Source organism: Alcanivorax sp. (assembly GCF_002726155.1).
Taxonomy (GTDB): Bacteria; Pseudomonadota; Gammaproteobacteria; order Pseudomonadales; family Alcanivoracaceae; genus Alcanivorax.
The window spans coordinates 41917-68386 of the sequence record NZ_PBSH01000018.1 but is presented as its reverse complement, the minus strand read 5'-3'; the positions used below and the strand labels follow the sequence as shown (position 1 = coordinate 68386).

Here is a 26470-nt window from a genome sequence, read left to right as displayed (position 1 = left end):
CCCCGCCGCCCCTTCAACAAACTTGTCCGCACTCCATACCAGCAGTATCAGCCCGCCAATCACGGCGGCAATGGCCAGCAACATCGGCACTCCTTGGGATCATCAATTGTGGGATGGTCAATAATGTCAGGCGCGCACATTGTGGCAGAGAGGAGGGAGGCTGGCACCTCCGGAGACGCAACACGCATCACGCCCCATGCAGCACGCCGCGAGGGGACGTGCTGCGTGAGGCATGCCACGCTATTCAGACATGCTGGTCCTTCTTACCGGGCTTGATGCCATAGACGAGGGTGTAGAGCACCGGAATCACGATCAAGGTCAGCACGGTGGCAAAGCCCAGGCCAAACATGATCACTACCGCCATGGATTCGAAGAACGCATCGAATAGCAGCGGCACCATGCCAAGGATGGTGGTAATCGCTGCCATACACACCGGCCTCACCCGTGAAATGGATGCCAGCACCACCGCGTCGAATGGCTCCCGGCTTTCCATTTCCAGCTTGATCTGTTCCACCAGCACAATGCCATTTTTTACCAGCATGCCGGACAGGCTGAGGAAGCCCAGCAGCGCCATGAAACCAAACGGTGCATTCAGTAACAGCAGCCCCATGGTCACCCCGATGATGGCCAGCGGCACCGTGGCCCAGATCACCAACGGCTGACGCAAGGAATCGAATAGCAACATGGTGATGATGAACATGAACAGGTAGCCCATGGGCAGGCTGCCAAATACGGCTTCCTGAGCATCCCGGGAGGCCTCGTACTCACCGCCCCAGGTGAGGGAATAACCCGGTGGCAGCTCAAGCGCCTCAATCTCCGGGCGGATCCGCCGCAAAACATGATCGGCGGTTTCCTCACCCAGTACATCCGGCTCTGCCTGCACAGTAAGCGTGCGCTTGCGGTCGCGGCGCATGATCAAGGCGTCTTCCCACTCGGTATCAAAATCACCGACCACCTGGCTGATGGGGATATAGGTGGAATACACCGGCGACCACACCTGCACATCATTCAGGTTATTGGCGCTGAGCCGCTCATCATCCGGTGGCCGCGCCACGATGGGCAGCAACTTACTGCCGTCGCGGTACAACCCCACGGTACGGCCACTGAAGTTGAGCGCCAGGGTATTATCCAGATCCTCGCGGCTAATCCCGGCACGGCGGGCCTGGGCTTCAAGAAACTGCGGCCGGATCACCTTTTCCTGCTGGCGCCAATCGTGGCGAATGCTCTCCAGCGCTCCGTCATCAGCCATGATGGCCTGGGCCTTGAGCCCCAGATCGCGCAATATCTTCGGGTCCGGTCCACTGAAGCGCGCCTCAATGGACGCCGCCGGGCTCGGCCCGATCATCAAGCGCTTCACTTTGGCGAAGGCTTGCAGGTGTTCCTCACGAATCAGGTCACGGGTTGCCGCCAGGGCCGGATTAATACTCTCCCGGTCCTTCACCTGAACAATCAGCTGAGCATAGCTGGGATAACTCTTCTCTGGCGCATAAGGCAGCATGAAGCGCGCAGCCCCCTGACCAATGGTGCTGGTCACCTGGGTCACACTGTCCATCTCCAGCAGCGACGCTTCCAGCTCACTCACCGACTCACGGGTGGCGCGGATATCACTGCCCTGGGGCAACCAGTAATCCACCAGATACATAGGCGTATTGGAAGGAGGGAAAAAGGCCTGTTTGACGAAGCCAAAGCCCACCACCGCCACCACCAACAGCACAAACATGCCTGACAGGGTTAACACCCGGTGATGGATAGCGCGGTCCAGCAGGCGGCGATAGAGCACAAACACCCGCCCCTTGTAGGGATCTTCCCCTTCACCGCCTTCGCCACCCACATCCTTGTCACTGAAGAACTGCTCGGCAAAGAAGGGCACCAGGGTGATCGCGGTAATCCAGCTGAGCATCAGGGAGATCAACAGCACCCAGAACAGGCTATTGGTGTATTCCCCGGTGGAATCATCCGACAAGCCGATGGGCGCAAAGGCCATGATGGCAATCACCGTGGCCCCCAGCAGCGGCCAGATCGTCTGTTTCACCACCAGACTGGCCGCCTGCAATTTGGACAGGCCACGCTTCATGCCTACCAAAATACCTTCGGTGACCACGATGGCGTTATCCACCAGCATACCCAACGCGATGATCAGCGCCCCCAGGGAAATCCGCTGCAGGTCGATGGCCATCATCTTCATGAGAATGAAGGTACCCAGGATAGTCAGCAGCAATACGCCGCCCATCAGCACCCCGGACCGCAAGCCCATGAATACCAGCAGCACGGCAATCACAATGGCCACAGCTTCACCCAGATTGAGCATGAAGGCACTAACCGACTTATCCACTTCCTGGGGCTGATTATAGATTGTGGCCAGATCCATACCCACCGGGCGCTGGTATTGCAGCTCCTTGAGGCGCTGATCCACACGCGCTCCCACATCCACCACATTGATGCCGGAGGCAAAGGAAATACCCAGGGTCAGGGCCGGGCCACCATTGAATCGATAAAGATGGTTGGGAACTTCGGCATACCCCCGCTCAATGGACGCCACATCACGCAGGTAAACCAGTTCATTCGCACCGGGCTCGGAAATCAGCAGGTTGCCCATGGCCTGAACAGAGGGGAACTCCCCGGTGGGGTAAATGCGAATGTACTCATTTCCCACCCGGACCTTGCCCGCCGGGTTCACGGTATTCTGGGTTTGCAGCAAGCCAAAGATGCGGTCCGGACTGATCCCCAGCGAGGCCAGGCGGGCACGGGAAATTTCCACCAGCACCTGCTCCTCGCGCTGGCCACCAATCGTCACCTTGCCAACCCCGTCCACCAACACCAGGTCACGGGTCAGGTAGTCAGCGTAATCCTGCAGCTCTTGATAGCTGTAACCCTCACCGGTAATAGCCATGAGGATGCCGTAAACATCACCAAAGTCATCAATCACCTGAATCGTGCCCGCCCCTGGCGGCAGCTGCGATTGCAGGTCGGTCATCTTGTTACGCAGCTCATCCCAGATCTGTTTTAACTCGTGCGCCTTGTATTTGGGTTTGATCTCCACCTGGATCTGGGACAGCCCGTTGCTGGAGATAGACGTGACGTTTTTCACGTAAGGCAAAGTCTGAATGGCCTTCTCAACCGGCAAGGTCACCTCTTCTTCCACCTGCCGGGGTGAAGCACCGCCATAATTGGTAATGACCATGGCGATCTTGAGGGTGAATTCCGGATCTTCCAGCTGCCCGAGGCGGGTAAAACTGATCACCCCGCCGACCAGCAGGATCACGGTGAACAACCAGCTCACCACTTTGTGGCGGATGCTGTACTCAGCGATATTCATTGATTACAGGCCCCGCTCTTTTACCAGTTCACGAACCTCCTGGCCTTCCTCAAGGTGGTGTACACCGGCGCTGACTACCTTGTCACCGGTTTCCAGCCCAGAGGTGATTTCAACGCCATTGCCAGTCACCTGCCCGAGGGTGACCGGCACCGCCGACACCGTGCTGTCTTCCGGGTTGAACCGCCAAACATGGGCACTGTCCTTGCCATCCGGATTGAACACTGCCTCCACTGGCACCTGGGGCCAGGTGGTGGCTTTACGCATGATCTTGCTCAGATCAATAGCCACATCCACGCTCATTCCCGGCAGCACCAGAATGCCTTCCGGGTTGGGCATGGTCAGGGTAATGATGTAGGTCTGGGTACGATCGTCAGCGCTGGCCTCATGCTCCTTGTAGCTGGCCTTGAACACCTTGTCCGGGGCACCTTCAAAACTCAGCTCCGGCTGATAATCCTCACCATCCTTTTTCAGGTTCGCAAAGAAACGCTCGGAGACGGCAAACTCGATATCGATATTCTTATCGCCCTGCAGGTAAAGAATGGGCTGCTTGGCCTGCACGAATTGGTAATTTTCGACTTCGGTGCGGGCTACCGTACCGCCGTAGGGGGCTTTCAAACGCGTGTATTTCACATTGTCCCGAGCCAGGCTCAGGGCTGCCTGGGCCTGCCGACGTTTGGCTTCAATTTCATCGAACTGAGCTTCAGAGATAACGCCCCGATCACGCAGGCTGATGCCACGCTGATACTGGCTTTCGGCCAGATCGTACTGGGCTTGCCGATCGGCCAGCTGGTTGCTGAAATCCGATGGGTCCAGCGCTGCCAGCAACTGCCCTTTCTTCACCTGCTCGCCCGCCCGCACCGGGAAACGCTCCAGCTGACCGGACACCCGGAACGCCAACTCGGACCCTTCGGTAGCCACCACCTTGCCCGGGTAGTGACGTAAAGCGCCATCGCCGCCGTTAACGACTTGCAGCTTTACCGGTTGCGGCATGGGAGCATCCTGCTGTGGCTCATCACTGCAGCCCCACAGGGCCAGCGCCAGGCCCAGGGTTACCCAAAAACGTTGCATCGTGCTCTCCCCGATCTAAAACGGTACTTGTTAGTACCAATTGTCGCACAAGTACGCGCGTATCAGGTGAAGCTTTTTCACCCGCAGCGAGATTTTGACCTTATCAGACGATGGGCGCGCAGGCGCTATCGGGCCAAGCGGCGAGCCAGGCAGGCTCAGACAGGGAACCGGCTCGGGAGCAAACCCGGGCCAACAAGCGATGCAGCACAAAAAGGGCCGACTGACGTCGGCCCCGGTAACGAGTAGAACACTGAATGTGTGCCCAGCGGGCGATCAGCCCAGATGGGCCGACAACATCCAGGCGGATTTTTCATGAATCTCGATGCGGTCACTGGCCACCGCGCCAGAGCCTTCATCTTCATGCTCGCCTGCCAGTTTCAATACTCGATTGGCACGCTCGGCCACCGTGCGGTGGTCCGCGGCCAGCTCCTTGATCATGCCGGACGCATCCGGATCGCCCGTGGCGTCCTCCACCGTGGATAACTTGGCAAACTCCGCATAGCTGCCCGGCGCCTTCCAGCCCAGCGCGCGAATTCGCTCGGCAATGGTGTCTACCGCCTCCGCCAGCTCGGTGTACTGCTGTTCGAACAGCAGGTGCAGGCTATGAAACATGGGGCCGGTTACATTCCAATGGTATTTGTGGGTCTTGAGATAAAGGGTGTAACTCTCGGCCAGTAACTTGCTCAGCTCTTCCGCGACCTGCTTGTTGTGTTCAATCATGGAGTGTCTCCTTTTCCAGTATTGTCCTTGCCCGCAGTGCCTAGCAGGCTGTTGTTTGCCGGGACTACCTAACACCATTGGGTCCGCAAAAGGCATTTCAATAGCAGCGCCCGTCCAGCCTCCTGCTTTTGTTTCTTTACAATCAGACGCGCCGCCGTCACAGACGTTCCTGGACTGGCGAGGTATTTGCGTTATCGCGCACATAGGGAAATTCAATATGCCCCTCTGTCCGATTTGGCGCTTTACACTCAGGCCGGCGTCTCGGCATGATGCAACTTCTTCCCTCAACCGAAAGCAGATTCGCCAATGGCCGTAGCCCCTAATCCTGAACCGCCCTATTCGATTCTGGAGGAATGGCTCAATGGCCTGACCCATGGCATCGGCGCGGCGTTGAGTATTGCCGGCACGGTGATCCTGGTGGTGGCGGCCAGCCTGCTGGGGGACCCCTGGAAAATCGTCAGTTTCAGCATTTTCGGCGCCAGTCTGATTCTGCTTTACAGCGCCAGTGCGCTCTATCACAGCCTGCGTAGCCCGAAGTGGCGCGCCGTATTCAAAATGCTGGACCACTGCGCCATTTACGGCTTGATCGCGGGCACCTACACCCCCTTTCTACTGGTCAACCTGCGTGGCCAGACCGGCTGGATTTTGTTTGCCGTAATCTGGGCCCTGGCCCTCACCGGCATCGCCCTGAAAGCGCTCTATGGTCACCGCTTCAAGCTCATGCGGGTGGGCATTTACCTGGCCATGGGCTGGCTGATTCTGGTGGCCTCCAACGATCTGACCAGCAAACTCAACGACACCGGCTTCTGGCTGATCCTGGCCGGCGGCATTACCTACACCGTAGGCGTCATCTTTTACCTGGCCGACCGGTTTATTCCCTTTAACCACGCCATCTGGCACCTCTTCGTCATGGGCGGCAGCCTCTGCCATTTCTTTGCGGTCTATTACGGAGTATTGCCGTTTACCGCACCAATCAGCTGACGCAAATCACATAAAATGAACATAATTCAAGAAAGTGCTTGTGATTGCCTCAACAAAAATATACTTTTTATTTAAATATATATTGTTGGATCCATGCACCATGCTCACTATCGACCCGGACGCCCTGCGCGACAATGCCGCCCAGGCCAGCCAGTTACTCAAAGCCCTGTCCCACCCAGATCGTCTGATGTTGCTATGCCGCCTCGCGGAAGGCGAGCGCAGCGTTAGTGAACTGGAGCCGCTCGTCGGGGTTTACCAACCCTCACTCTCCCAACAGCTGGGCATTCTGCGCCGCGAAGGGCTGGTTAGTAGCCGCCGGGAGGGCAAACAGATGTTCTATCAGGTCGCCAACCCGGACGCCCTGGCCGTGCTGAACGTGCTGTACCAACGCTTCTGCGGCGACACGCCATGAACATCGATTGGGGAGCCTTCACACCCTGGACGTCCCTGGCTGGCGGCGCCTTGATTGGCCTGTCTGCCCTGCTTTTCCTGCACGCCAACGGGCGCATTGCCGGCATTAGCGGCGTTCTTGGTGGCTTGCTGAGCCCCGGCGGGGACGGTCGCCATTGGCGAGTGGCATTCGTGCTGGGACTGGTGCTGGCTCCGCTACTCTGGCGTCTGGCGGTGGACCTGCCACCGCTGATCGTCGACGCGGACTGGCCACTGCTGATTGGTGCCGGTTTGCTGGTGGGCATCAGCACCCGCTACGGAGCCGGGTGCACCAGCGGCCACGGGGTCTGCGGCGTCTCCCGCCTGTCCCCGCGCTCACTGGTTGCCACACTGGCATTCATGGCCAGCGGGTTTGCCACCGTGTACGTGGTTCGTCACTTGCTGGGAGCGCCGCTGTGAACCGGTCAACGCTCACCGCCTTCCTCAGTGGCCTGCTATTTGGCATTGGCCTGTTGCTGGCCGGCATGGCCAACCCGGCCAAGGTTCTGGCCTTTCTGGATATTGCCGGTCACTGGGACCCCTCCCTGGCTCTGGTGATGGGCGGTGCCATTCCGGTGTCAGCCATCGGCTTCTATCTGGCACGTCACCGCACCGCGCCACTGTTCAGCGAACGCTTTCAGCTACCCACCAACACCCGGCTGGACAAGCGTCTGGTGCTGGGTGCTCTGGGCTTTGGTGTGGGTTGGGGGCTGGCCGGCTTCTGCCCGGGCCCGGCACTGGTTGCCCTGGGTAGCGGCAATCTCAAGGGCATAGTCTTCGTCGCCGCCATGCTCAGCGGGATGGTGATTTTTGAAAGGCTGGAAAAGCGCAAAAGCGGGTAAGGCACTCTGTCGGGCAGTCCTGCCCACGGCCCATGGAAGAAACTGTAGGAGTTCCCTTCCAGGGGACGAATCGAGCAACAGCGAGGCCAATCGCTTTCTGGACAACCCAAAAAAACGTCGCTATGGCCTCAGAGGAATTTCGCGCTTCGCGCGGTTCGTCCCCTGGAAGGGAACTCCTACAGGAAACTCGCACGATTTACCGACCCTGGTGGCATCCGGCTTCAGGCCAGCAACTTCTCAATATCCTTGCGGATCGCTTCCGGCTTGTCGGTGGGCGCGTAGCGCTTCACCACCTTGCCGTCCTTGCTCACCAGAAACTTGGTAAAGTTCCACTTGATGCCTTTGCTGCCCATCACGCCCGGCGCGGCTTTCTTGAGGTAATCGTACAGCGGGTGGGCGCCACTGCCATTCACGTCGACCTTGTCGAACATGGTAAAGCTGACACCGTAGTTCTTTTCACAGAAGGCACCGATTTCATCCGCCGCGCCCGGCTCCTGCTTGCCAAACTGGTTACAGGGAAAACCAAGAATCTCCAGCCCCTTGGGCTGCAGGGCTTCATACAGACTTTCCAGTCCCTTGTACTGGGGGGTAAACCCGCATTTGCTGGCCGTGTTGACGATCAGCAACACCTTGCCCTGAAACTCGGACAAGGATTTTTCTTCACCACTCAAGGTGGTGGCGCTGTAATCATAGATCCCCATGATTTCTCCTGACGATGAAACCCAAACAATGAATAATACGGTGCCCACCGTGAGTGGCAACCGCCACCAAGGCAGAACCTGACAATACGGCATGCCCTGGCGGCCTGCGAGAGCACATTGTTTATCGGCAGGCGCTATTCGCTGTAAAGCTGCGCGATCACCGCCTCGGCCACCACACGGCTGGACTGCGGGTTCTGCCCGGTGACCAGCTTGCCATCCGTGACCGCATGGGGGGTGAAATCCTCCGCCAGATCAAGACGGGCCCCCAGCTCTTCAAGCCGGGAGGCCAACAGAAACGGCATGATTTCATCCAACCCCACTTCCCGCTCTTCGCTATTGGTAAAGCAGGCCAGCGTCTTGTTCTGCACCAATGGCGCACGCTGTTCGTTGCGCAAGCCCACCAGCGCCGCAGGGCCATGACACACCGCCCCCAACAAACCGCCCTGTGCCCAGGTGCGCTCCATGACCGCCGCCACCAAGGGGTTGTCCGGCATATCGAACATGGCGCCATGACCACCGGGTACAAAGACACCGCAATAGCCATCTTCCCAGACGGACTCCAGCTCCCGGGTATCCTGCAGGGCCGCAATGGCCTCAGCCCAGGCCTCTTTCTCGCTGTCATCCGGCACCGAATTGGGATCCACCGGAATCTTGCCCCCTTTGGGACTGGCCACCACCACAGGAATATTGTTTTCCTGGAACAACAAATACGGCACGGCGAATTCTTCCAGCCACAGGCCGGTCTGTTGCCCCTGGCCCATTTGCGATGCGCTGGTGACCAACATCAGCAGCGGTTTATCCAGATTCATAAATGCCTCCGAAAATTCGCAACGAGAGATGCAATATGCACAGAGGGTGTGGCACAAAGTCGTCGCATGCAAGGACAGCCTGCGTGTAGCATGTGGCCTGCAAGCATGTAGCGGGGAATCTCATGGACTGGCATCAATTGCTGAACAAGGCCCGCCTGGGCGGGCGTACCGCCAAGGATGAAAGTGGTCGTACCGCGTTTCTTCGCGATCACGACAAGATCATTTTTTCCGGCGCCTTCCGGCGACTGGCGCGCAAGACCCAGGTCCATCCGCTGGCCACCAATGACCACGTGCACAATCGTCTTACCCACTCGCTGGAAGTCTCCTGCGTGGGGCGCACTCTCGGTATTCGCGTGGGAGAACGCCTGCAACAACGCCAGCTGCTACCCGACACCGTCAGCGCCACGGATTTCGGCGATATTGTTCAGTCCGCCTGCCTGGCCCATGACATCGGCAACCCGCCCTTTGGCCACACCGGCGAGCGCGCCATTCGCGCCTGGTTTCAGGAACGCGGACAACGGTTTCTGGATATGCTCCCCACCCACCAGCAAAGCGATCTGACTTTTTTTGAAGGCAACGCCCAGGGCTTTCGCATCATTACCAAAAGCGAATATCACCAGTACGACGGCGGCATGCGCCTGACCTACGCCACCCTGGCGACCTTCCTGAAATACCCCTGGCTGTCTGCCGATGCGGGCAGCGCCAGCAGCAAGCCCGGCAAGTACAGTGCCTTTGTTTCGGAAGCCGAGGCCTTTCGCGAAGTCGCCCACGCCACCGGGCTACTGGAGCACAGCCCGGGGCATTTCTGCCGGCATCCACTTGCCTACCTGATGGAGGCGGCCGATGACTTCTGCTACGCCATCATTGATCTGGAAGATGGTCTGGAGATGGATTTGCTGCACTGGGATGAGGTGTATGCATTACTGCAACCGGCCCTGCCGGATAGCGAGGAAGTGCGCGAGCTAATCCATTCGGATATCCGCGATGGCCGCAAAGCCGCCCTGCTGCGTGGCAAGATTATCGAACGGTTTATCGAGGCGGGCGTAGAGGCTTTTGTGGCCAATCACGAACGGTTACTGCAGGGGCGTATGGAAGGCGACCTGATCAGCCACTGCGAACCGGCGGTGCGCGATGTGGTGGAAAACGCCAAACAACTTTCCCGCTCGAAAGTCTTCGAACATCCGCGAAAAATCGAACTGGAAATTGGCGCCTTTGAAGTGATGGGCGCACTACTGGATGGTTTGATAGAAGCCGCTGTATCTCATGCCTGCAACAGCACAAAAAACTATCGGCACGAGCGCATCATTGACTTGATTGGCCGACACAGTTTTCCGGAAAACCTTGCGCAATTACCGGAGCAGGAACGCATTTACCAATGCATCATGCGAGCGCTGGATTTTCTGGCCGGCATGACCGACAACTACGCCACCTATCTTGCCAAGCAGTTTTCGGGGATGGCGGAAACGCGTTATTAACACCACCTCTCAGCATCCCTGCAACAAAACGCCCTGACAAGTCAGGGCGTTTTTTTCTGCTCGTATCAATACTCGCAGCTTAGTCGGCCAGCCTTACACCCACTGCCACGAACGTCTCCAGCCCGGAGGTGCCATCGCCTTCGTCAAGGCCACCACCACCGGAAGCCATGATTTTGCCGTCCGAAGAGAGACTGAACGATTCAGAACCACCGTCGCTCCAGTTAACGTTGAGCGTCTGACCACTCACGGACCAGGATCCCCCGCCGGTTTCGTCATCATCCCAGGTATCAACGTAGTGCGAACAGTTACCAGACTGATCACAGGTATTTGCATCCAGACTGATAAAACGTCCTTGCTCACTGAACACTTCGTTCAGCGTCCCGTCACTGTTGAAAGTCAGGTTGGCAGTGCCACCAAACCGTTCCAGATTAGCGCCACCGCCATCATCAAGCTCAATGATACCGCCTGAGAAATAAAGCAGGTACGTGGAACCACTCACGATATCGGCCAGATCCGTCACCTCACCGTTTGCGGCTTCAAGATCAACAATACGCTGATGATTATCGTTGATGGCAGTGATTAAGGCCTGGAAGTTGGCATCCACCCCAGCCGCTGTTGCGGCCTGACCGGATTGTGGTGCGGTATAACCCGCCACTTCAGAAGCCATCGCGTTGGCGCTCAGCACAACAGCGGTGAGGCCTGTCAGGATTACTTTTTTCATGTCTCTTACCCTCTAAGGTTATGTCCTTTAACCAATGGCCTCACTGCCAGTTGGCTTGATCCCAGTTAAATTGATTCCAGACGGCGGCGGTGGGGCCGGATCCGTCTTCTACAAAACTCACACTCACAGCACAGTCTTCAGTGATTTCACCGGTGGTGTAGGTATTACCCACAAGCGTGCCGCCACAACCGGAGATCGTATTCACTTCAAAACCTTCATCCGGCGTCACGGTCAGCTCACGAGTCTCGCCATGAATAATGTTTTCCAGGTTCTGCCCGACGATCATGCCGTTTTCGCCCTGCACCGTAGCCGTAACGGTGTACGTCTTCTGGGCAAAGCTGGCAGTCACTGAACAAGCTGCGGTGATCGTTGCGGTTGTGAACGTGTTGCCGTCCAGGGTTCCGCCACAACCATCTACACCGGTGAGCTCATAGCCATCATCCGCGGACACGGTAAAGACCTGGGTCTGCCCGTGATCAACCATGGGATTGGCTGGGGAGAAGGAACCATTGGGAGCAATCGTAGTGATCGGGTACTGAATGGGTTCGAATGCCACTGCAACCGTACAGGCACCAGTGATAGCGGCCGTGGTGAAAGTGGCGCCATCCTGGGTGCCGCCACAGCCACTGGCCACGCTAACCTGATGCCCTTCATCCGGGCTCAGCGAAAACGCGGTTGTGCCGCCATGTTCGACCACCACCGTGCCCGGGGACACCGTACCGTTACCGGTCACCGCCGTATTCACGGTATAGCTCAACAGACTGAAGCTGGCATCCACCTGACAGGCCGACGTGACCGGCCCTACCGTGTATTCACCAGGCAACGCAGACGCAGCCACCTCACAGGCATCCCCTGTCACCGAATCCACCTGGAACCCGAAAGCCGGCGTGACCGTGAGAGTGCCATTCTGGCCATGCGTCACCGTCAGGCTTTGCGGATCGAAACTGCCGGTGCCGGCCGCCACATTGGTGGTTACCGCATATTCCCGGAGCGCAAACGCCGGCGTGATGGTGCACGCGCCGACAATCGCTCCCGTGGTGTAGGTCGTGCCTGCCAGTGAACCGTCACAGCCTTCCACACTGACAACGTCATAACCCTCATCCACCGCGATTTCGAACTGGGTGGTATCACCGTGATCCACTACCGCCGCATCCGGCATCACCTGGCCACCGGTTACGCTGGCGGTGCTGACGGTGTACTCATTGATGGAAAAGGTAACCGACAGATCGCACGCACTTTCAAGCGCACTGGTGGTAAACGACAGGCCATCCAGCGAGCCGGCACAACCGGTTACTTCATCGATGCTGTAACCGGTATCCGGTGTCACCGTGAAGTTCGCACTGGCCCCGCCCAGCAACGATACTGACGTGGGCGACACGCTACCGTTGGCACCCGCGCTGGCGGTTACCTCGAAGCTGGTTACGCCAAGTTCTTCGTTATCCTCGGCGTAGTCATTAATCGCGTCAGCCAGGTCCGCACTGCTGGTGGGCGGCAGGGTGCCGGCATTGTCACCGATGGTGATCGCACCACCGTTTTTCTTGCCGTCAACGACGCCATCCGACGCATCGTCGATCAGGGCAATCACCGTTTCAAACGGGTCCGTTGTGCCGCTCAGATTGTTGGCCTGGGTGGACAAGCCCCCCAGCACGGCAGCGTACTGTTTTGCCGCCGCATCATCGCCACTGGTAGCCGGCACGGTGGTCAGCGGATCAAAGGACACGCCCAGCACATCATCCAGCACATCGCGACCAGCGTTTACGCCGTCTTCCAGCGATGCGCCAGCATTGGCAGCAAGATGCTCACGGGCGGAGCGCACCAACAGTTCGCTCAATGGCGTAACCGCAGCGGTTTGTGCGCCCTCAGGCAGGAAAGAATTAAGATTACCGGCCGTGACGTCAGTACCGGTTGCTTCATCCGTGTAGGTGCCGCCGCTGGATTCGATCAGCAGCGGTCGCGGCACAGAATCCGGCACCTGAACGGACCAGGAGCCATCCGCTTCGGTAACGATTGGGCCCGCTACCGCGTCGCCGGTTTTGTTACCGGCCGCGTCCATGGCGTAAAGGTAAAGCGTTGCGCCTCCGACAGGGCCCTTGGTTACCGCACCGGCTACGGTGGATTTGGGTGCCGCTGGCGCCGATCCTCCTCCGCCACTGCTACCACCACCTCCGCCGCAACCGGCAATGGCCACCGCCACTGCCAGACCGGCCATTCTGAATGTTCCCTTCATGTGTGATATCTCCGATCACCCCAGTTTTTTGGTAGAACACCAAACTAAACCGAAGCCACAAGAGCGCACATCACCCATATAGGGTATGAAAATAAAAAATAATGCCGAACCGAAATAACGAAACTATTCACAACACAACCACCGTCCCGCTCCTCACTCGCCAAGCCTGAGCGGTACATAAATATGCGGTGGCGATCTCAGCAACGCCCGCTTAGCCGCAAGCCATCAATACCTTCGCAAGCGTATGGGCAAAAATACCTGGCTGCTCCATTTGCGGAAAATGCCAGGTGCCCGGCTGTAACCACTCGGTCACATGGGGCGCGCAACGCGCGCGTGCGGCATCCCCCACAAGGTCACCGTTGATTGCATGAATCGGGCATTGGATATCCGAAAAAGCTGCCTCCGGGGACCAGCGCAACAGGTCAGACCACAGTGGCAATATGGCCTCCTGCCGCGCCGCAGCCATATCACTCTCCAGACTCTGCCTGGCCTGCCCACTCAAATCTGGCCCCGCATTGTTGGCAACCAGGTTGGCAATGCCGGACGCAAAGTCTTCTTGAAAAGGGGTTTCAATCTGGCGTGCAGTGTCCTCGTCAAGATCCCCGTAGGGAATAACAAACGTATCCACCAACACCACGGCTTTTACCGGCTTTAGCCGGGCCGCTTCCAGCACGACAGCACCGCCCATGGAATGCCCCACCAATACCGGATTGTCGATGCCGTCCAACGCCGCCACCAACGCCCGTGCCTGCGCCGTCACCGTCCAGGCCGGCAGGGTAACGTCGCGCGCGTCACCATGGCCGGGCAGGTCCACGGCAATCAATCGCGTTCCATCCGGTGCCGAATCCAGCAGTGGCTGCCAGTGCTTGCGGTTGCAGGTCCAGCCATGCACCAGCACCACAGGCTGCGTGCCGTTACCGGCTTCGGTGACCGGCAAAGCCTGTCCATTGTCGATTGTCAGGGTGGATTCCACCGGTTTCTCCTGTTCACGAAATTGTGATCGAGTTTGTTTACATTCAATTTTAAGCCGAAATCGGATAAGTTAGAGGTTCATAAGGGGAACAACAACTCATGACTCAGCCAATCTTGGATGGATTGCTGGGCAACGAGCGCGGGGACTTGCTCGACACCCTGTATGAGGCGCCACAGGCTCCTGATGCTTGGCCGCGTTTTCTTGCGCAAGCCGTCAGCGCGACCCGGTCACGCTCTGCCCGTATGCTGGTGCTTGATCGCCGGGCACAGACTGTGCTGTCCAGCATCAAGCACAACATTGATGACAGTGATCACCAGGCCTATGTGGATCACTACGTGAACGCCTGCCCGTGGCGCCCGGAATTGAAGGACAAACTTCCCGGCCAGCTGTACTCCACCTTTCTCGATTTTTCCTGTCGGCAAAAGGCCTTCTACGACACCGAATTCTACAACGACTGGGCCCGCACCCAGGACATCCACCACGGCGTGTGCGGCACCGTCTGGCAGGATGAAGACCATACCGTGCAACTGTTGATTCAACGCACCCGGGAGCAGGGCCACTACACCCGGGAAGAAACCGAGCAGATCAATGACCTGGTCATGCATGTGCGCCGTGCCGTGCGACTGCAGACCCAATTCAGCGCGCTCAAGCACCAGCAGCAGGCCCTGGAGCAGGCGCTGGACATTCAGGCACAGCCCTTTGCCCTGCTCGATGCGCAAGGCACGCTGGTGTATATCAGCCAGGAGGCGGAGCAACTGGTGACCTCGCACCCTCACATGGCGCTGGAAAAGCACAAACTGACCTTCCTGGATTCCCGACGACAGTGCGCGCTTTTGCAACAACTGACCCAGGTCACTCACCCCAATCCGGCCCTGCGTGGCAGCGGCGAGGTCATTGCCATTCCACTCAATAGCCACCTGACAACCCGCTGCCTGGTGTCCCCCATGCATCCCCATGCAGCCCCCAGCGGCTTCAATACGCATCCCACCCCCCTGGCCATTGTCTATTTCCAGGACCCTTTGGGCGATATCGATATCGACCTGGACAGCCTGATGCAGCTGTTTGATCTGTCAGAAGCCGAAGCCCGGGTCGCCGCAGGCATTGCCCAGGGCCAGTCGCCACAACAGATTGCCGACAGCCATTTCCTGTCGGTGCATACCGTGCGTACCCAGCTCAAAAGCACCTTCCAGAAAACCGGCACCATGCGTCAGTCCGAGCTTGCCAAGTTAATGCTTACTTCTCCTGCCGCCCGGCGCTGGCGCCGCCCCCCTGTGAACCTGAGCTGCTCCGCATAGCCTGGCGGGCCACCTTCAAAAACAGATCAAACTGATACGCAAAGCGCCAGTCGGCCCGGTGTAAATCCGCCAACGAGTACCAGCCGATATCACTGACCTCCATCCGGGCAGCCGCCGGTAACGACAGGGGCACCTCCTCCAGCAAAGGCCCGGCGGGCATGCAACGATAGAGATGGAAACCGTTCTTCATCACCTGCAAACGCTCCCCCACCACAACCTGCAGCCCCGTTTCTTCCAGAGTCTCCCGGTGCGCCGTGCATTGGGCCAGCTCTCCCGGCTCCAGGGTTCCACCGGGCAGCCCCAGCTTGCCGCCCCAGCGATGAGTAATCAGTAATACTTGTTGATCGCGGACGATCAGGCAGCCGGCATTGGCCCGCCGGTCATCTTCTTGCCCGGGCACACGAGGGCAATCCGCCAGCACCTGCAGGGGCAGCCAGATCAGGAAAAAGATTATCAGGGCGCGGGAATTCATCATGGATACAGCCTGCCCCGTCACGATGACGGTGTCATGGCATTTTGGCGCAGAAGAGAAGAACGAGCAGCACCACAATCCTCCTTCTTCCTTCCTTTCGCCTTCCTTCTGCAGACTTCAGCTGATCAGCGGCAGGCGATGTTCCCGGGTGGCCGCCACAACCTCATCCGGGATGACGATTTCCGTGGCCAGGGGCAGGTGATCCGACAGCAGGCAGTCGGTAAGCACACGGGTGTGCCGACTTTCCAGATCCGGCGACAGCAGGATGTGATCGATATGCCGGTCCGGCGCCCAACTTGGATAGGTGTTGAGGTTATCCGCCTGCACGGTCTGCAAACCCAGGGCCGCCAGCGGCGAATTATCCAGATGTGCCAGGCGGCAATTGAAATCACCCATCATCACCACGTACTTGTAGTCCGCCAACAAGCGGGCCAGGTAGGACAACTGGGTATTGCGCACCTTCTCACCCAGCGCCAGATGCGCCACGACCACAACCAATGGCTGGATCGGGTGGCCGTACTTGATCACGATGGCACCGCGACCGGGCAACCCGGGCAAGCGGTGGTCGGTGATTTCAAACGGTTGGTGTCGGCTGAGAAAGCCATTACTGAACTGGCCAAGGCGGCCAAGATTGCGATTCAACTGCTGATGCCAGAAGGGAAAATCGGCCATGGAGGCCAGGTGGACCAGCTGGTTCATGTTACGCGAACGCAGACTGCCGCCATCTACTTCCTGCAGACCCACCACATCAAAGTGGCTCAGCACCTCGGCGATCTGCTCGATGGTTTCCACACTGCGCGGATGCGCCACCAGATGTTTCCAGCTACCGGTGATGTAATCCCCGAATTTCTGGCTGCCGATGCCCGCCTGGATATTGAAGCTCATCAGCTTCACGGTATCCGGAGGCAGCAATACTTCCCGGGTCTGGCGGGTCTTTCTTACCCCTTGCCTGGCGAAGGAAAAGCCCGCAGGGCGGGCTTTCCAGTCACGATAGGCAAGTCTTGCGCGATCAAGCAGCATTCATCAGCCGCCTTTCTTTTCCTTGTTCGCCAAGTACTCGATCACGGCGAACAGCTCTTTATCGCTCTTTAGGTTCTGGCGCAGCACCAGGTATTTGCCGTTCACCACGAAGTTCGGCACCCCGGGGATCTGGTACGCCTTGGTCAGTGCGTCGGCCTGACGAATCTTGGTGGACACACCGAAGGAACCGTACAGCTTGTTGAACTTCTCAGGCGCCACATCGTATTTGCGGAAGAAATTGGCCAGTGCTGGCTCATTGAACAGCGGCTCACGGTGCTTGTGGATCGCATCGAACAGCGGACCGTGGATTTCATCGACCAGGCCCAGGGCTTCTTCTACATAATAGGCGCGGGCCAGCGGCTCAGCATTACGCAAAAACAGCACCGGCGTGCGCACGTAGTCGATGTAATCCGGTTTGGTTTTCAGCCACTCGTCAACGGAGGGCTCCAGGGAATAGCAATGCGGGCAGGCATAGGAAAAGAATTCCCGCACTTCCACCTTGCTGGGGTCATCCACAGAACCCGGCACGTCCAGAATCTTGTAGTGGGTATCAACCGCAAAACGGGTGTGGTCTTCAGCGGCAGCAACTCCGGTCGCCAGCCCCAGGCTCAGCAGCAAAGCCGTCACAATGCGAAACATGCATCCTCTCCTTTCTTGTTGGTTTGCGCCCACTGTGACAACCGGGGCGGCATTTTTCTCCCTGGTGAGTGCAATCGGCACTCAATCAGAGCCATATCTTTTCATGTTGGCCATAAAAAAGGCAGCCCGCAGGCTGCCTTTTCTACAAACCGTAACCGAACCGCCTTATTTGGACAGCCCGGAAATGAAGCTTGCTACGGCCTTGATCTGGGTATCGGTCATTTTCGCCGCCACCGTCTGCATCATGCCCGGCGCATCATTATCCGAGTCATTGGTGCGCTTGATGATGCCGTCGCCCAGATCGTTACGGCCTGCCGCACGGAAAGCCTTCAGCTGATCTTCCAGGTATTGGGCGTTCTGGCCGGCCAGATGCGGATACTTGGCCGCGTCAATGCCCTGGCCTGCGGGGCCATGGCAACCGGAACAGGCCGGAATGCCGTTGGCCATGTCGCCACCACGGTAGAGCTTTTCACCCTGCTCCACCCAGTCAGCGCTGGCCTGCCCGGCTTCCGGTGTCAGGCTGGCGTAGAAGGCCGCCACGTCCTGCATATCCTGCTCACTCATGCCGGCCACCTGGCCTTGCATGACGGCGTTTTCACGGGTGCCGGACTTGAAATTTTCCAGCTGCTTAACCAGGTACTCTTCCCCCTGGCCAGCCAGTTTCGGGTACGTCCCGGTAAGGGTCTTGTTACCATCCTGACCGTGACACGCGGCGCAGGGGGCGGCTTTTGCTTTGCCTGCCTCAGCATCACCGGCCGCCATGGCCTGGGTGGCTGCCACGGCAGCAGCCATCAGCACGAACAGTTTGAAAAACTTCATGGCCTATCCTTCAGTACAGCGTCTTATTTGCTTTTGGACATGTACTCAATCAGAGCACGGTATTCTTCGTCGCTACAGTCGTTGCACATGCCTTTTGGCGGCATGGCGTTGAACCCTTCCTTGACGTGTTTCACCAGCGTATCCATACCTTTATCCAGGTGTGGCTTCCAGGCGGCTTCATCATGGGAAATCGGCGCTCCAGCTGCACCGGAGGCATGACAGAATGTACAGCTGCTGTTGTAACGTTCCTCTACAGTCGCTGCACTGGCAGCCCCCGTAACCAGAACCATTGCAAGACCTGCTACAAAACCCTTCATACGCTACCTCTGCTATGCTGGCGTCGCCGCTGGCGAAGTCCGTTTGCCGCTACCGGCAAACCGTTGTAGAACGTCGGCCGCCCTCAACATACCGCTAAATACGCCGTTAAGGGGCAAGCGGCCGGGATTATATACCAGTCCGGTGGGCGCCGTCATATTCCATGTGAAGGGTAGGGGTATAGTCCGGTCAAGTCACGCCCACACCAGCAAAACACGGCAATAAAAGGCGAAAGTGCCCATACTCTGCGCACTCATTTGCTCCACCGCACAGCTATGCATTGCCAGCCGCATGCCAGGCAGCAAGAATAGCCCCCTGACGTGACCCAAAGGCACTTTGCTATGCCCCTGCACCCCATGGAAAAAATGCTCCACCAGGCTCTGTTCCTGCAGAGCGCCCAGCGCCTGGACCAATGCCCACCCGATGAAGGGCTGGAAGTGGCGTTTGCCGGGCGTTCCAACGCCGGCAAATCCAGCGCCATCAACCGCCTCACCAGCCAGCGCACCCTGGCGCGGACCTCCAAGACCCCGGGGCGCACCCAACTATTGAACTTCTTCCAGTTGGACGAGGAACGCCGCCTGGTGGATCTGCCCGGCTATGGCTACGCCAAAGTCGCCAAGAGCACGCGCAATGAGTGGCAACAGCACCTGGACCATTACCTGTCTGAACGTCAGGCGCTGGTGGGGCTGGTGCTGATGATGGACATCCGCCACCCGCTCAAGGACTTCGACCTGCTGATGCTGGAATGGTCGGCCCAGGCCAACATGCCCATTCATATCCTCATGACCAAGGCAGACAAACTGAAATTCGGCGCCGCCAAGTCCACCCTGCTGCAAGTGAAAAAACAGCTCAAGGACCACCCGGCACCGCTATCCCTGCAGCTGTTCTCGGCCACCAATGGCACCGGCTGTGACGAAGCCTGGGACAAACTGGGGGAATGGCTGGAAGTATAGAGAGACGCTGCACGCGGCACGCTTCATGCAACAGGCAGAACAACGCCGCGCGTGTTGCGTGGGGCGTGCTGGCATGTTGCGGAGGATAAAAAAATCCCTGGCAGCAATCTTGGGGGAAGGGAACGACTGTGCTGCCAGGGAGGCTTGCCACCCTGGCCTCTTTGGGGGAAAAGACCAGGGTTATACAGCGACGGATCGGTGAGGGTACTGGGGGATCGGGGGTTCCAATCCGTCGCTATGTAGTGAGAGTGCGCTTTTTCCGAAAAAGTTCCAGCCCCTGAAAGTATTTTTCTTCCCAGCTGTCGATCTGCGTCACAAAACTGGCGCATTACGGCATATGCCGCTCGGGCCCCAGGCAGGCAAGGCCATACCCCTACGCGAATAAAACACCTATCTCGCTGATCACTAACAGGTAATTGGCCGGGGATATAAAACTGGCACAGCGTTTGCTTACTCTTTAACCAGCAGGCCCAATAACCTGCAGCCGGCAGAAATGTCAGGCAAAAAAAAATCCCTGGCAGCAATCTTGGGGGAAGGGAACGACTGTGCTGCCAGGGAGGCTTGCCGCCCTGATTTCGGGGGAGAAACCAGGGACTCCAAAAAACTACGGATCAGCGAGGGTACTGGGGGATCGGGGGTGCCAATCCGTAGCTATCAATAGGACCGCCGCTTTTTTCGGAAAGTTCCAGGCGGTTTTATCTTTTACAAATTTTACCTTCCAGCCCAACAGCCCTCCTACTGCTTCCACGGCTCTCCCCGTGTGCCTTTCATCCGCTTCAGCTGCCTGTGCATGGCCGCCTTGGCCAGCATGTGTGCCGACACTGGGGCGGTGATGAACAGGAACAGTGTAATCAGCACTTCATGCAGCTGCAGCCCACGCTCCTGCCAGGAAAAAAACAGTAGCGACGCCACAATGGTGCCGCCCACGCCCAGGGTGGTGGCCTTGGTCGGGCCGTGCAGCCGGGTATAGAAATCTGGCAGCCGGGCCAATCCAATGGATCCCACCAACGCAAACACCCCGCCAATAATCACACTGGCTGACACCAGCCACTCAATCAGAGAATCCATTAACACCTCGCTTGCAGGCCACACGCATCACGCAACAACGCGGCCGCCTCAACCAATCCATCACGCATTTTCCCCGCGCGGAAACGTCCAACCATTCCGCGTGAAACACCAAAACATCCAGACCTGACACCCCTTCCCGCGTTGTTGCGTGAAGCGTGCAGCCTGTTGCGTCTACTCAATAATATCCCCGCGGGTGACGTATTTCGCCACCGCCACGGTGCTGACGAAACCGATCAGGGCGATCAGCATGGCGGCTTCAAAATAAAGTTTGCTGTCCACCTGGATACCGTACACCACGATCAGCGCGATGCTGTTGATGTACATGGTATCCAGTGCCAGCACCCGGTCAGGCAGCGACGGGCCGATAATCAGCCGGTACAGGTTCAGTACCCAGGCCAGGGTAATCAGCGCCAGGGCAATGGAAAGGGCCGTCTCTAGCATTCGAAAATCTCCTTCAACGGCCGCTCGTAGCGCTGCTTGATCTCCGCCACCAACGCCGCCGCATCATCCACATCCAAGCCGTGCACCAGCAAGGTTCGACGATCCGGGCTCACGTCCGCCGACACGGTACCCGGGGTCAGCGAAATGGTGCTGGCCAGCAGGGCAATGGCAAAATCGTCTTCCAGCTCCAGCGGCAGCTCCACGAAACCCGGCCGAATGGAACGCAGCGGCCCCAGCACCTTGATTGCCACGGACACGTTGGCTACCACGATGTCGTACAGCACCACCATCACGAAACCGAGCAACCGCGGCAGATTACGAATGCGCGGCACATTCGGCCAGAACGGCCGCGTTCCCAGCGGCAACAACACCGCCAGAATCGCGCCCAGCACGGCATGGCCCGCGGTGAAACCGCTGAGCAACATCCAGGCAAACCACAGAATCAGGCTCAGGCTGGGATACGGCAGCACCCGATACATCAGCTTCATGCGTCACCTCCCAGCACCGCAAACAAATACAGGTCCGGATCACGCAACTGGTCGGCCACCGCCGTCGTCAACTGCAACAACGGCTCCGCATACACCGTCATCAACGGACTCAACACCAGCAACCACAGCACCGCTACCAGATGCCGGCGCGCCGGACGCAGGCCGCTGCCTTCCCCGGTGGTACGCCAGAACAACGTGGAACCCGCCCGGCTCAGGGCGATCAGACCACACAGACCGGCCACCAGCAGCAACACCCAATAGGCCGGGTCTGGCACACTGCGCAACAATGCCACTTTGCCCACGAAGCCAGACAACGGTGGCAACCCCACCACGGCAATAGCCGCTGCGAAGAACAGTACCGACAACCGCCCGCCATTAAGAATCGCCGGACCAATTTGCAAATCATCGGCCACCTCGCCACGCCCCCGAGCGATCAGGTCCGTCAGCAGGAACAAGCCGCCGCAAATCAGGGTGGAATGCAGCAGGTAATACAGGGCCGGCCCCAATGCCTCCAGCTGACCGAAAGCCAGCGCCGCTACCAACGTGCCCACGGACATCACCACCAGATAAGACACCAACGTACCCAGCCGTTTCGCACCCAGCACGCCGATACAGGCCAGCGCCAGGGTCACCAGCGCCAGCCACCACAGCGCCGATTGCCCCAGCCCCGCAAAGGGGCCATCGGCAAACGCCAGCGCATACACCCGCACCATGGCGTAGAACCCCACCTTGGTCATGATCGCGAACAGGGCTGCAACGGCGGCCGTCGCCCCGGCATAGGCCGCCGGCAACCAGAAATACAGCGGGAACAGGGCCGCCTTGAGACCGAACACCACCCACAACATCAACACCGCGATGCGCAACAGCGTGGCGTCCGTTCCCGTCAGCGCCTGCGCTTTCACCGCGAAATCGGCCATGTTCAGCGTGCCGGTGGTGCCGTAGATCAAACCCAGGGCGATCAGGAACAGCGCCGAGCCCACCAGGTTGAGCACCACATAATGCAGCCCCGCTTTCACCCGCTCCGGTCCACGACCGTGCAGTGCCAGCCCATAGGAGGCAATCAGCAAGACCTCGAAGAACACAAACAGGTTGAACAGGTCGCCAGTCAGAAAGGCACCGTTGACCCCCATCAGCTGGAATTGAAACAGGGCATGGAAATTGGCGCCCCTGCGGTCATCGCCGCAGCAGGCATAGAGCAGGGCCGGGAAGGCCAGCACCGCCGTCAGCAGCAGCATCAGCGCGCTGAATTTATCCAGCACCAACACGATACCGAACGGCGCCTGCCAGTTCCCCAGCGCATAGACGGTAATCTCCCCACCCCAGGCCTGATCGCCCAGAAAAAGGGCTGTCGCCAGCATCGCCGCACAGGACAACAAGCCGGTGATGCGCCGCAACCGATGGCGCTCACGCACCTCCAGCAGCAACAGCATTCCCGCCAGGGCAGGAATCAGAACCGGCGCAATAATCCAGTGATTCATGAACGGCCTCCGTCATCCGGTTTACCGTCCACATGGTCGTTATGCAGCTCACCCTGGCTACGCAACGCCAGCACCACCAGAAACGCCGTCATGGCAAAGCCGATCACGATGGCCGTGAGCACCAGCGCCTGGGGCAGAGGATCCGTGGGGTCCGGGCTCATGCCCACCACCGCCACCTGATTCATCTTCAACCCACCCATGGCGAACAGAAACACATTCACGCCGTAACTCAGCAGCGTCAGGCCCATGACCACCGGGAAGGTCCGCGCACGCAGGCACAGGTACACACCCGACGCCACCAGCACACCAATGATGATTGCTACCAGCAGTTCCATCAGGCTTCCTCCCTCTTGTCATCCAGCAACGACAGCTTGCCCAGATTGGCCAGCATCAGCAGCGTTGAACCCACCACGGTGAGGAACACCCCGGTGTCGAACAGCATGGCCGTGGCCAGCTCGAACTTGCCGATCACCGGCAGCGACACATAGGTAAACGAACTGGTCAGGAACGGGTAGCCAAAGACCCAGCTACCCACGCCGGTGAGCCCGGCCAGCAATACCCCCAGCGCCACCACCGGGTGATAATCCCCGGGCATGCGGCTATGCACCCAGCCCACCCCGGACGCCACGTACTGCAGCACCAGCGCCACCGAGGTAATCAGCCCGGCCACAAAACCGCCACCGGGCAGGTTGTGGCCGCGCAGGAAGATATACACCGCAATCAGCAGTGCCAGCGGCAGCAGCGGCCGGGAGATCGTTACCAGCACCAGCGGGTGGGCGTCTTTTGCCCAGGGCCGCCCCAGCGAATCGTACTTGGCCGACGCCAGATTCAGATCCTTGAGCAGGGCATAAATGCCCATGGCAGCAATCCCCAGCACGGTGATTTCCCCGAAGGTATCGAAGCCGCGGAAGTCCACCAGAATCACGTTGACCACATTGGTGCCGCCGCCGCCGGACTTGCTGTTATCCATAAAGAACTGGCTGATGGTAGTGGTATCACCGGTCATCACCAGGAACGCCATCACCGCCACACCGGCGCCAACCACAAGCGCCAGCAGCACATCGCGCACCACCCGCACCGATGACGACTCCACCTTGGTGCGCACCGGCAGGAAGTACATGGCCAGCATCAGCAGCAGCATGGTCACCACTTCAACCGACAGCTGGGTCAGCGCCAGGTCCGGCGCCGAGAAACGCACAAACAACAGCGACACCATCAGCCCCACCACACTCAGCGACATGATCGAGGTCATCCGGTGGCGATGCAGGATGGTGGTCAGGAAAGCGGCCGCCACCAGCATGGCAGTACACAGAACCGCCACCCCGTCCATGGGTAACATGCCCACATCCAGGCTCAATGCCGGCAAGTGCCACATCTGGGTGAGCAGAATCACCGCCACCAGCGTCACCCCCCAGGCCACATAACTCTGCAACGAGCCATTCTGCAGCCGCCCGGTAATGGCACTGGCCAGCCGCCCCAGTTGCTGGATACGCCCTTCAAACACCAGCTTGGCATCCAGCTCCGGCAACCGCGCCCACAGGTCGAACAAACGGCGGCGTTGAGAGTAAACAAAGATGCCACCGAACAGGGCAATAAAGCTCATCACTAGCGGCAGGTTAAAGCCGTGCCAGATCGCCAGGTGATACTCCGGCAGCTCGCCCCCCAGGGTAGCGGTAGCCGCCACCGCCAGCAGCCCGGCCACAGTGATCGCCGGGAACACACCTACCGCCACACACAGCGCCACCAAAATTTCCACCGGCACTTTCATATAACGCGGCGGCTCATGGGGCGGGTATTTGGGCAGATTGATAGGCTCGCCATTGAAGAACACGTCGTGAATAAAACGCGCGGAATAAGCCACCGAGAACACCCCACCCAGGGTCGCCCCCAGCGGCAACAACCAGCTCATCGCGCCCAACTGCTCGGACTGCAGGGTCTCGGTAAAGAACATCTCCTTGGACAGGAACCCGTTCAGCAACGGCACCCCGGCCATGGCCGCCGAGGCCACCATGGCTAGCACCGCCGTATACGGCATGTACTTCCACAGGCCGTTGATACGGCGCATGTCGCGGGTGCCGGTTTCGTGATCAATGATCCCCGCCGCCATAAACAGGCTGGCCTTGAAGGTGGCGTGGTTGATGATATGGAACACCGCCGCCACCGCGGCCAGCTGGCTATTCAGGCCGAACAACAAGGTAATCAGGCCCAGATGGCTGATGGTGGAATAGGCCAGCAGGCCTTTCAGGTCGTGCTGGAACAGCGCCACCGCCGCGCCCCACAGCAGCGTCGCCATGCCTGCCAGGGTGACAATCTCGAACCACAGGTCGGTGCCCGCCAGCGCCGGGTACAAACGCGCCAACAGAAACACCCCGGCTTTCACCATGGTGGCCGAGTGCAGATAGGCGCTCACTGGGGTGGGCGCCGCCATGGCATGGGGCAGCCAGAAATGGAACGGGAACTGGGCACTCTTGGTAAACGCCCCCAGCAACACCAGACACAGAATCAGCGGGTACAACTCGCTGCCACGAATCAGGTCGCCGCTGGCCAGCACCTCGGTGAGCGAGAACGAACCCACCACATCGCCAATCAACAGCACCCCGGCCAACAGCGCCAGGCCGCCCATGCCGGTCACCGTCATGGCCATGCGCGCACCCTTGCGCGCCCCGGTCTGGTGGCCCCAGAAACCGATCAGCAGGAAGGAGCTCAGGCTGGTCAGCTCCCAAAACACCACCAGCAACAGCAGGTTATCGCTGGTCACCACCCCCAGCATGGCGCCCATAAAGAGCAACAGGTACGCATAAAAGCGCCCGGCCTTTTCCTTGGCGGACAGATAATAGCGGGCGTAGAGAATCACCAGCAGGCCGATCCCCAGCACCAGCAAGGCAAACAGCAGCGCCAGTCCGTCCAGGCGGAACGCCAGCGACAGGTCCAGCGACGGGATCCAGGTCAGGGTGCTGTGCAGGGTCTCTCCGGCAAACACCTTTCTGGCCGGGTCGAAAAGCAGCGCCAGTGCCAGCGCCGGCAGTGCCGCCGCCCCACAGGCCAGCAAGGTGCGGTTCCCCGTTACGCGCTCCACCAACGGCGGCAGGAACGCGCCCAGAAAGGGCAACATCACCACAAAGGCAAGATTCATAGTCAATCCGTTGTCATTGTCACAAGGGCGGCAACCCGCCCGTTAGCTTGAACAGGGTGAACTAGAAAGACAATAACAGCGGCGGAT

Annotated in this window: 26 protein-coding genes; 7 read left to right on the top strand and 19 right to left on the bottom strand. The window is 59.0% G+C overall.

The features are described from left to right. Nucleotides 1-244 precede the first annotated feature (244 nt). From CL546_RS05635 to CL546_RS05625, 3 genes are all read right to left on the bottom strand, one after another. The gene (locus tag CL546_RS05635) at nt 245-3316 is read right to left on the bottom strand and encodes an efflux RND transporter permease subunit (RefSeq protein WP_290493559.1); all 3072 of its coding nucleotides are present in this window, start codon (nt 3314-3316) and stop codon (nt 245-247) included. A gap of 3 nt (nt 3317-3319) precedes the next feature. Then, complete coding sequence (locus CL546_RS05630) at nt 3320-4384, bottom strand: efflux RND transporter periplasmic adaptor subunit (protein WP_155131601.1); 1065 nt, start codon at nt 4382-4384, stop codon at nt 3320-3322. 273 nt (nt 4385-4657) lie between these two features. Further along, nucleotides 4658-5104, bottom strand: a complete 447-nt coding sequence (locus CL546_RS05625) for a Dps family protein (protein ID WP_007149511.1) — start codon at nt 5102-5104, stop codon at nt 4658-4660. Nucleotides 5105-5410: 306 nt separating this feature from the next. On the opposite strand from CL546_RS05625, the gene trhA reads away from it, so the two are divergent. From trhA to CL546_RS05605, 4 genes are all read left to right on the top strand, one after another. Next, nucleotides 5411-6085 (top strand): PAQR family membrane homeostasis protein TrhA, encoded by a 675-nt coding sequence (gene trhA, locus CL546_RS05620; RefSeq protein WP_155131598.1) that lies wholly within the window; start codon nt 5411-5413, stop codon nt 6083-6085. Nucleotides 6086-6185: 100 nt separating this feature from the next. Continuing rightward, a complete protein-coding gene (locus CL546_RS05615) occupies nt 6186-6497 on the top strand; it encodes an ArsR/SmtB family transcription factor (protein ID WP_155131595.1) in 312 nt (103 codons plus the stop codon). After that, nucleotides 6494-6934 (top strand): YeeE/YedE family protein, encoded by a 441-nt coding sequence (locus CL546_RS05610; RefSeq protein ID WP_290493556.1) that lies wholly within the window; start codon nt 6494-6496, stop codon nt 6932-6934. Before CL546_RS05615 ends, CL546_RS05610 begins: the two co-directional genes overlap by 4 nt. Then, on the top strand, nt 6931-7356 hold the full coding sequence (locus tag CL546_RS05605; RefSeq protein ID WP_290493555.1) for a YeeE/YedE family protein: 426 nt from the start codon (nt 6931-6933) through the stop codon (nt 7354-7356). The genes CL546_RS05610 and CL546_RS05605 overlap by 4 nt, the downstream gene beginning before the upstream one ends. Before the next feature lie 221 nt (nt 7357-7577). Here CL546_RS05605 and CL546_RS05600 read toward each other — a convergent pair whose 3' ends face one another. Together CL546_RS05600 and CL546_RS05595 are read right to left on the bottom strand one after the other, a co-directional pair. Then, entirely contained in the window at nt 7578-8057 is a 480-nt protein-coding gene (locus CL546_RS05600) for a glutathione peroxidase (protein ID WP_290493554.1), read from the bottom strand. A 134-nt stretch (nt 8058-8191) separates the two neighbouring features. Continuing rightward, nucleotides 8192-8866, bottom strand: a complete 675-nt coding sequence (locus CL546_RS05595) for a type 1 glutamine amidotransferase domain-containing protein (protein WP_290493553.1) — start codon at nt 8864-8866, stop codon at nt 8192-8194. 122 nt (nt 8867-8988) lie between these two features. Between CL546_RS05595 and CL546_RS05590 the strand changes: the two genes are divergently transcribed. Beyond that, nucleotides 8989-10341 (top strand): deoxyguanosinetriphosphate triphosphohydrolase, encoded by a 1353-nt coding sequence (locus tag CL546_RS05590; RefSeq protein ID WP_290493551.1) that lies wholly within the window; start codon nt 8989-8991, stop codon nt 10339-10341. A 79-nt stretch (nt 10342-10420) separates the two neighbouring features. On the opposite strand, the gene CL546_RS05585 is transcribed toward CL546_RS05590, so the two are convergent. The 3 genes from CL546_RS05585 to CL546_RS05575 all read right to left on the bottom strand — a co-directional run bounded on the left by CL546_RS05585 (nt 10421) and on the right by CL546_RS05575 (nt 14262). Further along, nucleotides 10421-11062, bottom strand: a complete 642-nt coding sequence (locus CL546_RS05585) for a hypothetical protein (RefSeq protein ID WP_290493549.1) — start codon at nt 11060-11062, stop codon at nt 10421-10423. A 40-nt stretch (nt 11063-11102) separates the two neighbouring features. Continuing rightward, nucleotides 11103-13289, bottom strand: coding sequence for an InlB B-repeat-containing protein (locus tag CL546_RS05580; protein ID WP_290493548.1), 2187 nt, complete (start codon nt 13287-13289; stop codon nt 11103-11105). A 211-nt stretch (nt 13290-13500) separates the two neighbouring features. Continuing rightward, a complete protein-coding gene (locus tag CL546_RS05575; RefSeq protein ID WP_290493546.1) occupies nt 13501-14262 on the bottom strand; it encodes an alpha/beta fold hydrolase in 762 nt (253 codons plus the stop codon). A 98-nt stretch (nt 14263-14360) separates the two neighbouring features. Here CL546_RS05575 and CL546_RS05570 point away from each other — a divergent pair, with 98 nt between their 5' ends. Beyond that, a complete protein-coding gene (locus CL546_RS05570; protein ID WP_290493545.1) occupies nt 14361-15557 on the top strand; it encodes a helix-turn-helix transcriptional regulator in 1197 nt (398 codons plus the stop codon). Here the strand turns inward: CL546_RS05570 and CL546_RS05565 are convergent. From CL546_RS05565 to CL546_RS05545, 5 genes are all read right to left on the bottom strand, one after another. After that, a complete protein-coding gene (locus CL546_RS05565; RefSeq protein WP_290493544.1) occupies nt 15496-16032 on the bottom strand; it encodes an NUDIX hydrolase in 537 nt (178 codons plus the stop codon). The genes CL546_RS05570 and CL546_RS05565 overlap by 62 nt on opposite strands. A 114-nt stretch (nt 16033-16146) precedes the next feature. Next, nucleotides 16147-17049: an endonuclease/exonuclease/phosphatase family protein gene (locus CL546_RS05560; protein ID WP_290493543.1), complete on the bottom strand. Its 903-nt coding sequence runs from the start codon at nt 17047-17049 to the stop codon at nt 16147-16149. A gap of 3 nt (nt 17050-17052) precedes the next feature. Next, nucleotides 17053-17688, bottom strand: a complete 636-nt coding sequence (locus CL546_RS05555; RefSeq protein WP_290493541.1) for a thiol:disulfide interchange protein DsbA/DsbL — start codon at nt 17686-17688, stop codon at nt 17053-17055. A gap of 165 nt (nt 17689-17853) precedes the next feature. Further along, nucleotides 17854-18507, bottom strand: coding sequence for a c-type cytochrome (locus CL546_RS05550; protein ID WP_155131565.1), 654 nt, complete (start codon nt 18505-18507; stop codon nt 17854-17856). Nucleotides 18508-18530: 23 nt separating this feature from the next. Continuing rightward, nucleotides 18531-18824 (bottom strand): c-type cytochrome, encoded by a 294-nt coding sequence (locus tag CL546_RS05545; protein WP_039926665.1) that lies wholly within the window; start codon nt 18822-18824, stop codon nt 18531-18533. 339 nt (nt 18825-19163) lie between these two features. Here CL546_RS05545 and yihA point away from each other — a divergent pair, with 339 nt between their 5' ends. Next, nucleotides 19164-19775: a ribosome biogenesis GTP-binding protein YihA/YsxC gene (yihA, locus tag CL546_RS05540; protein WP_007149431.1), complete on the top strand. Its 612-nt coding sequence runs from the start codon at nt 19164-19166 to the stop codon at nt 19773-19775. A gap of 735 nt (nt 19776-20510) precedes the next feature. Here the strand turns inward: yihA and CL546_RS05535 are convergent. From CL546_RS05535 to CL546_RS05510, 6 genes are all read right to left on the bottom strand, one after another. Then, nucleotides 20511-20843, bottom strand: coding sequence for a Na+/H+ antiporter subunit G (locus tag CL546_RS05535; protein ID WP_039927428.1), 333 nt, complete (start codon nt 20841-20843; stop codon nt 20511-20513). 171 nt (nt 20844-21014) lie between these two features. Beyond that, entirely contained in the window at nt 21015-21284 is a 270-nt protein-coding gene (locus CL546_RS05530) for a K+/H+ antiporter subunit F (protein ID WP_290493536.1), read from the bottom strand. After that, the gene (locus CL546_RS05525) at nt 21278-21772 is read right to left on the bottom strand and encodes a Na+/H+ antiporter subunit E (protein ID WP_290493534.1); all 495 of its coding nucleotides are present in this window, start codon (nt 21770-21772) and stop codon (nt 21278-21280) included. The genes CL546_RS05530 and CL546_RS05525 overlap by 7 nt, the downstream gene beginning before the upstream one ends. Beyond that, on the bottom strand, nt 21769-23250 hold the full coding sequence (locus CL546_RS05520; RefSeq protein ID WP_290493533.1) for a monovalent cation/H+ antiporter subunit D: 1482 nt from the start codon (nt 23248-23250) through the stop codon (nt 21769-21771). Before CL546_RS05520 ends, CL546_RS05525 begins: the two co-directional genes overlap by 4 nt. Next, a complete protein-coding gene (locus CL546_RS05515) occupies nt 23247-23585 on the bottom strand; it encodes a Na+/H+ antiporter subunit C (protein WP_007151081.1) in 339 nt (112 codons plus the stop codon). Before CL546_RS05515 ends, CL546_RS05520 begins: the two co-directional genes overlap by 4 nt. Beyond that, nucleotides 23585-26383 (bottom strand): monovalent cation/H+ antiporter subunit A, encoded by a 2799-nt coding sequence (locus CL546_RS05510; protein ID WP_290493530.1) that lies wholly within the window; start codon nt 26381-26383, stop codon nt 23585-23587. The genes CL546_RS05515 and CL546_RS05510 overlap by 1 nt, the downstream gene beginning before the upstream one ends. Nucleotides 26384-26470: the final 87 nt, after the last annotated feature.

Bases quoted from the DNA above. Each gene is read 5' to 3' on its own strand.
- CL546_RS05635 (WP_290493559.1), bottom strand. From the start codon at position 3,316: ATGAATATCGCTGAGTACAGCATCCGCCACAAAGTGGTGAGCTGGTTG.
- CL546_RS05630 (WP_155131601.1), bottom strand. From the start codon at position 4,384: ATGCAACGTTTTTGGGTAACCCTGGGCCTGGCGCTGGCCCTGTGGGGC.
- CL546_RS05625 (WP_007149511.1), bottom strand. From the start codon at position 5,104: ATGATTGAACACAACAAGCAGGTCGCGGAAGAGCTGAGCAAGTTACTG.
- trhA (WP_155131598.1), top strand. From the start codon at position 5,411: ATGGCCGTAGCCCCTAATCCTGAACCGCCCTATTCGATTCTGGAGGAA.
- CL546_RS05615 (WP_155131595.1), top strand. From the start codon at position 6,186: ATGCTCACTATCGACCCGGACGCCCTGCGCGACAATGCCGCCCAGGCC.
- CL546_RS05610 (WP_290493556.1), top strand. From the start codon at position 6,494: ATGAACATCGATTGGGGAGCCTTCACACCCTGGACGTCCCTGGCTGGC.
- CL546_RS05600 (WP_290493554.1), bottom strand. From the start codon at position 8,057: ATGGGGATCTATGATTACAGCGCCACCACCTTGAGTGGTGAAGAAAAA.
- CL546_RS05595 (WP_290493553.1), bottom strand. From the start codon at position 8,866: ATGAATCTGGATAAACCGCTGCTGATGTTGGTCACCAGCGCATCGCAA.
- CL546_RS05590 (WP_290493551.1), top strand. From the start codon at position 8,989: ATGGACTGGCATCAATTGCTGAACAAGGCCCGCCTGGGCGGGCGTACC.
- CL546_RS05585 (WP_290493549.1), bottom strand. From the start codon at position 11,062: ATGAAAAAAGTAATCCTGACAGGCCTCACCGCTGTTGTGCTGAGCGCC.
- CL546_RS05580 (WP_290493548.1), bottom strand. From the start codon at position 13,289: ATGAAGGGAACATTCAGAATGGCCGGTCTGGCAGTGGCGGTGGCCATT.
- CL546_RS05570 (WP_290493545.1), top strand. From the start codon at position 14,361: ATGACTCAGCCAATCTTGGATGGATTGCTGGGCAACGAGCGCGGGGAC.
- CL546_RS05565 (WP_290493544.1), bottom strand. From the start codon at position 16,032: ATGATGAATTCCCGCGCCCTGATAATCTTTTTCCTGATCTGGCTGCCC.
- CL546_RS05560 (WP_290493543.1), bottom strand. From the start codon at position 17,049: ATGCTGCTTGATCGCGCAAGACTTGCCTATCGTGACTGGAAAGCCCGC.
- CL546_RS05555 (WP_290493541.1), bottom strand. From the start codon at position 17,688: ATGTTTCGCATTGTGACGGCTTTGCTGCTGAGCCTGGGGCTGGCGACC.
- CL546_RS05550 (WP_155131565.1), bottom strand. From the start codon at position 18,507: ATGAAGTTTTTCAAACTGTTCGTGCTGATGGCTGCTGCCGTGGCAGCC.
- CL546_RS05545 (WP_039926665.1), bottom strand. From the start codon at position 18,824: ATGAAGGGTTTTGTAGCAGGTCTTGCAATGGTTCTGGTTACGGGGGCT.
- yihA (WP_007149431.1), top strand. From the start codon at position 19,164: ATGCCCCTGCACCCCATGGAAAAAATGCTCCACCAGGCTCTGTTCCTG.
- CL546_RS05535 (WP_039927428.1), bottom strand. From the start codon at position 20,843: ATGGATTCTCTGATTGAGTGGCTGGTGTCAGCCAGTGTGATTATTGGC.
- CL546_RS05530 (WP_290493536.1), bottom strand. From the start codon at position 21,284: ATGCTAGAGACGGCCCTTTCCATTGCCCTGGCGCTGATTACCCTGGCC.
- CL546_RS05525 (WP_290493534.1), bottom strand. From the start codon at position 21,772: ATGAAGCTGATGTATCGGGTGCTGCCGTATCCCAGCCTGAGCCTGATT.
- CL546_RS05520 (WP_290493533.1), bottom strand. From the start codon at position 23,250: ATGAATCACTGGATTATTGCGCCGGTTCTGATTCCTGCCCTGGCGGGA.
- CL546_RS05515 (WP_007151081.1), bottom strand. From the start codon at position 23,585: ATGGAACTGCTGGTAGCAATCATCATTGGTGTGCTGGTGGCGTCGGGT.
- CL546_RS05510 (WP_290493530.1), bottom strand. From the start codon at position 26,383: ATGAATCTTGCCTTTGTGGTGATGTTGCCCTTTCTGGGCGCGTTCCTG.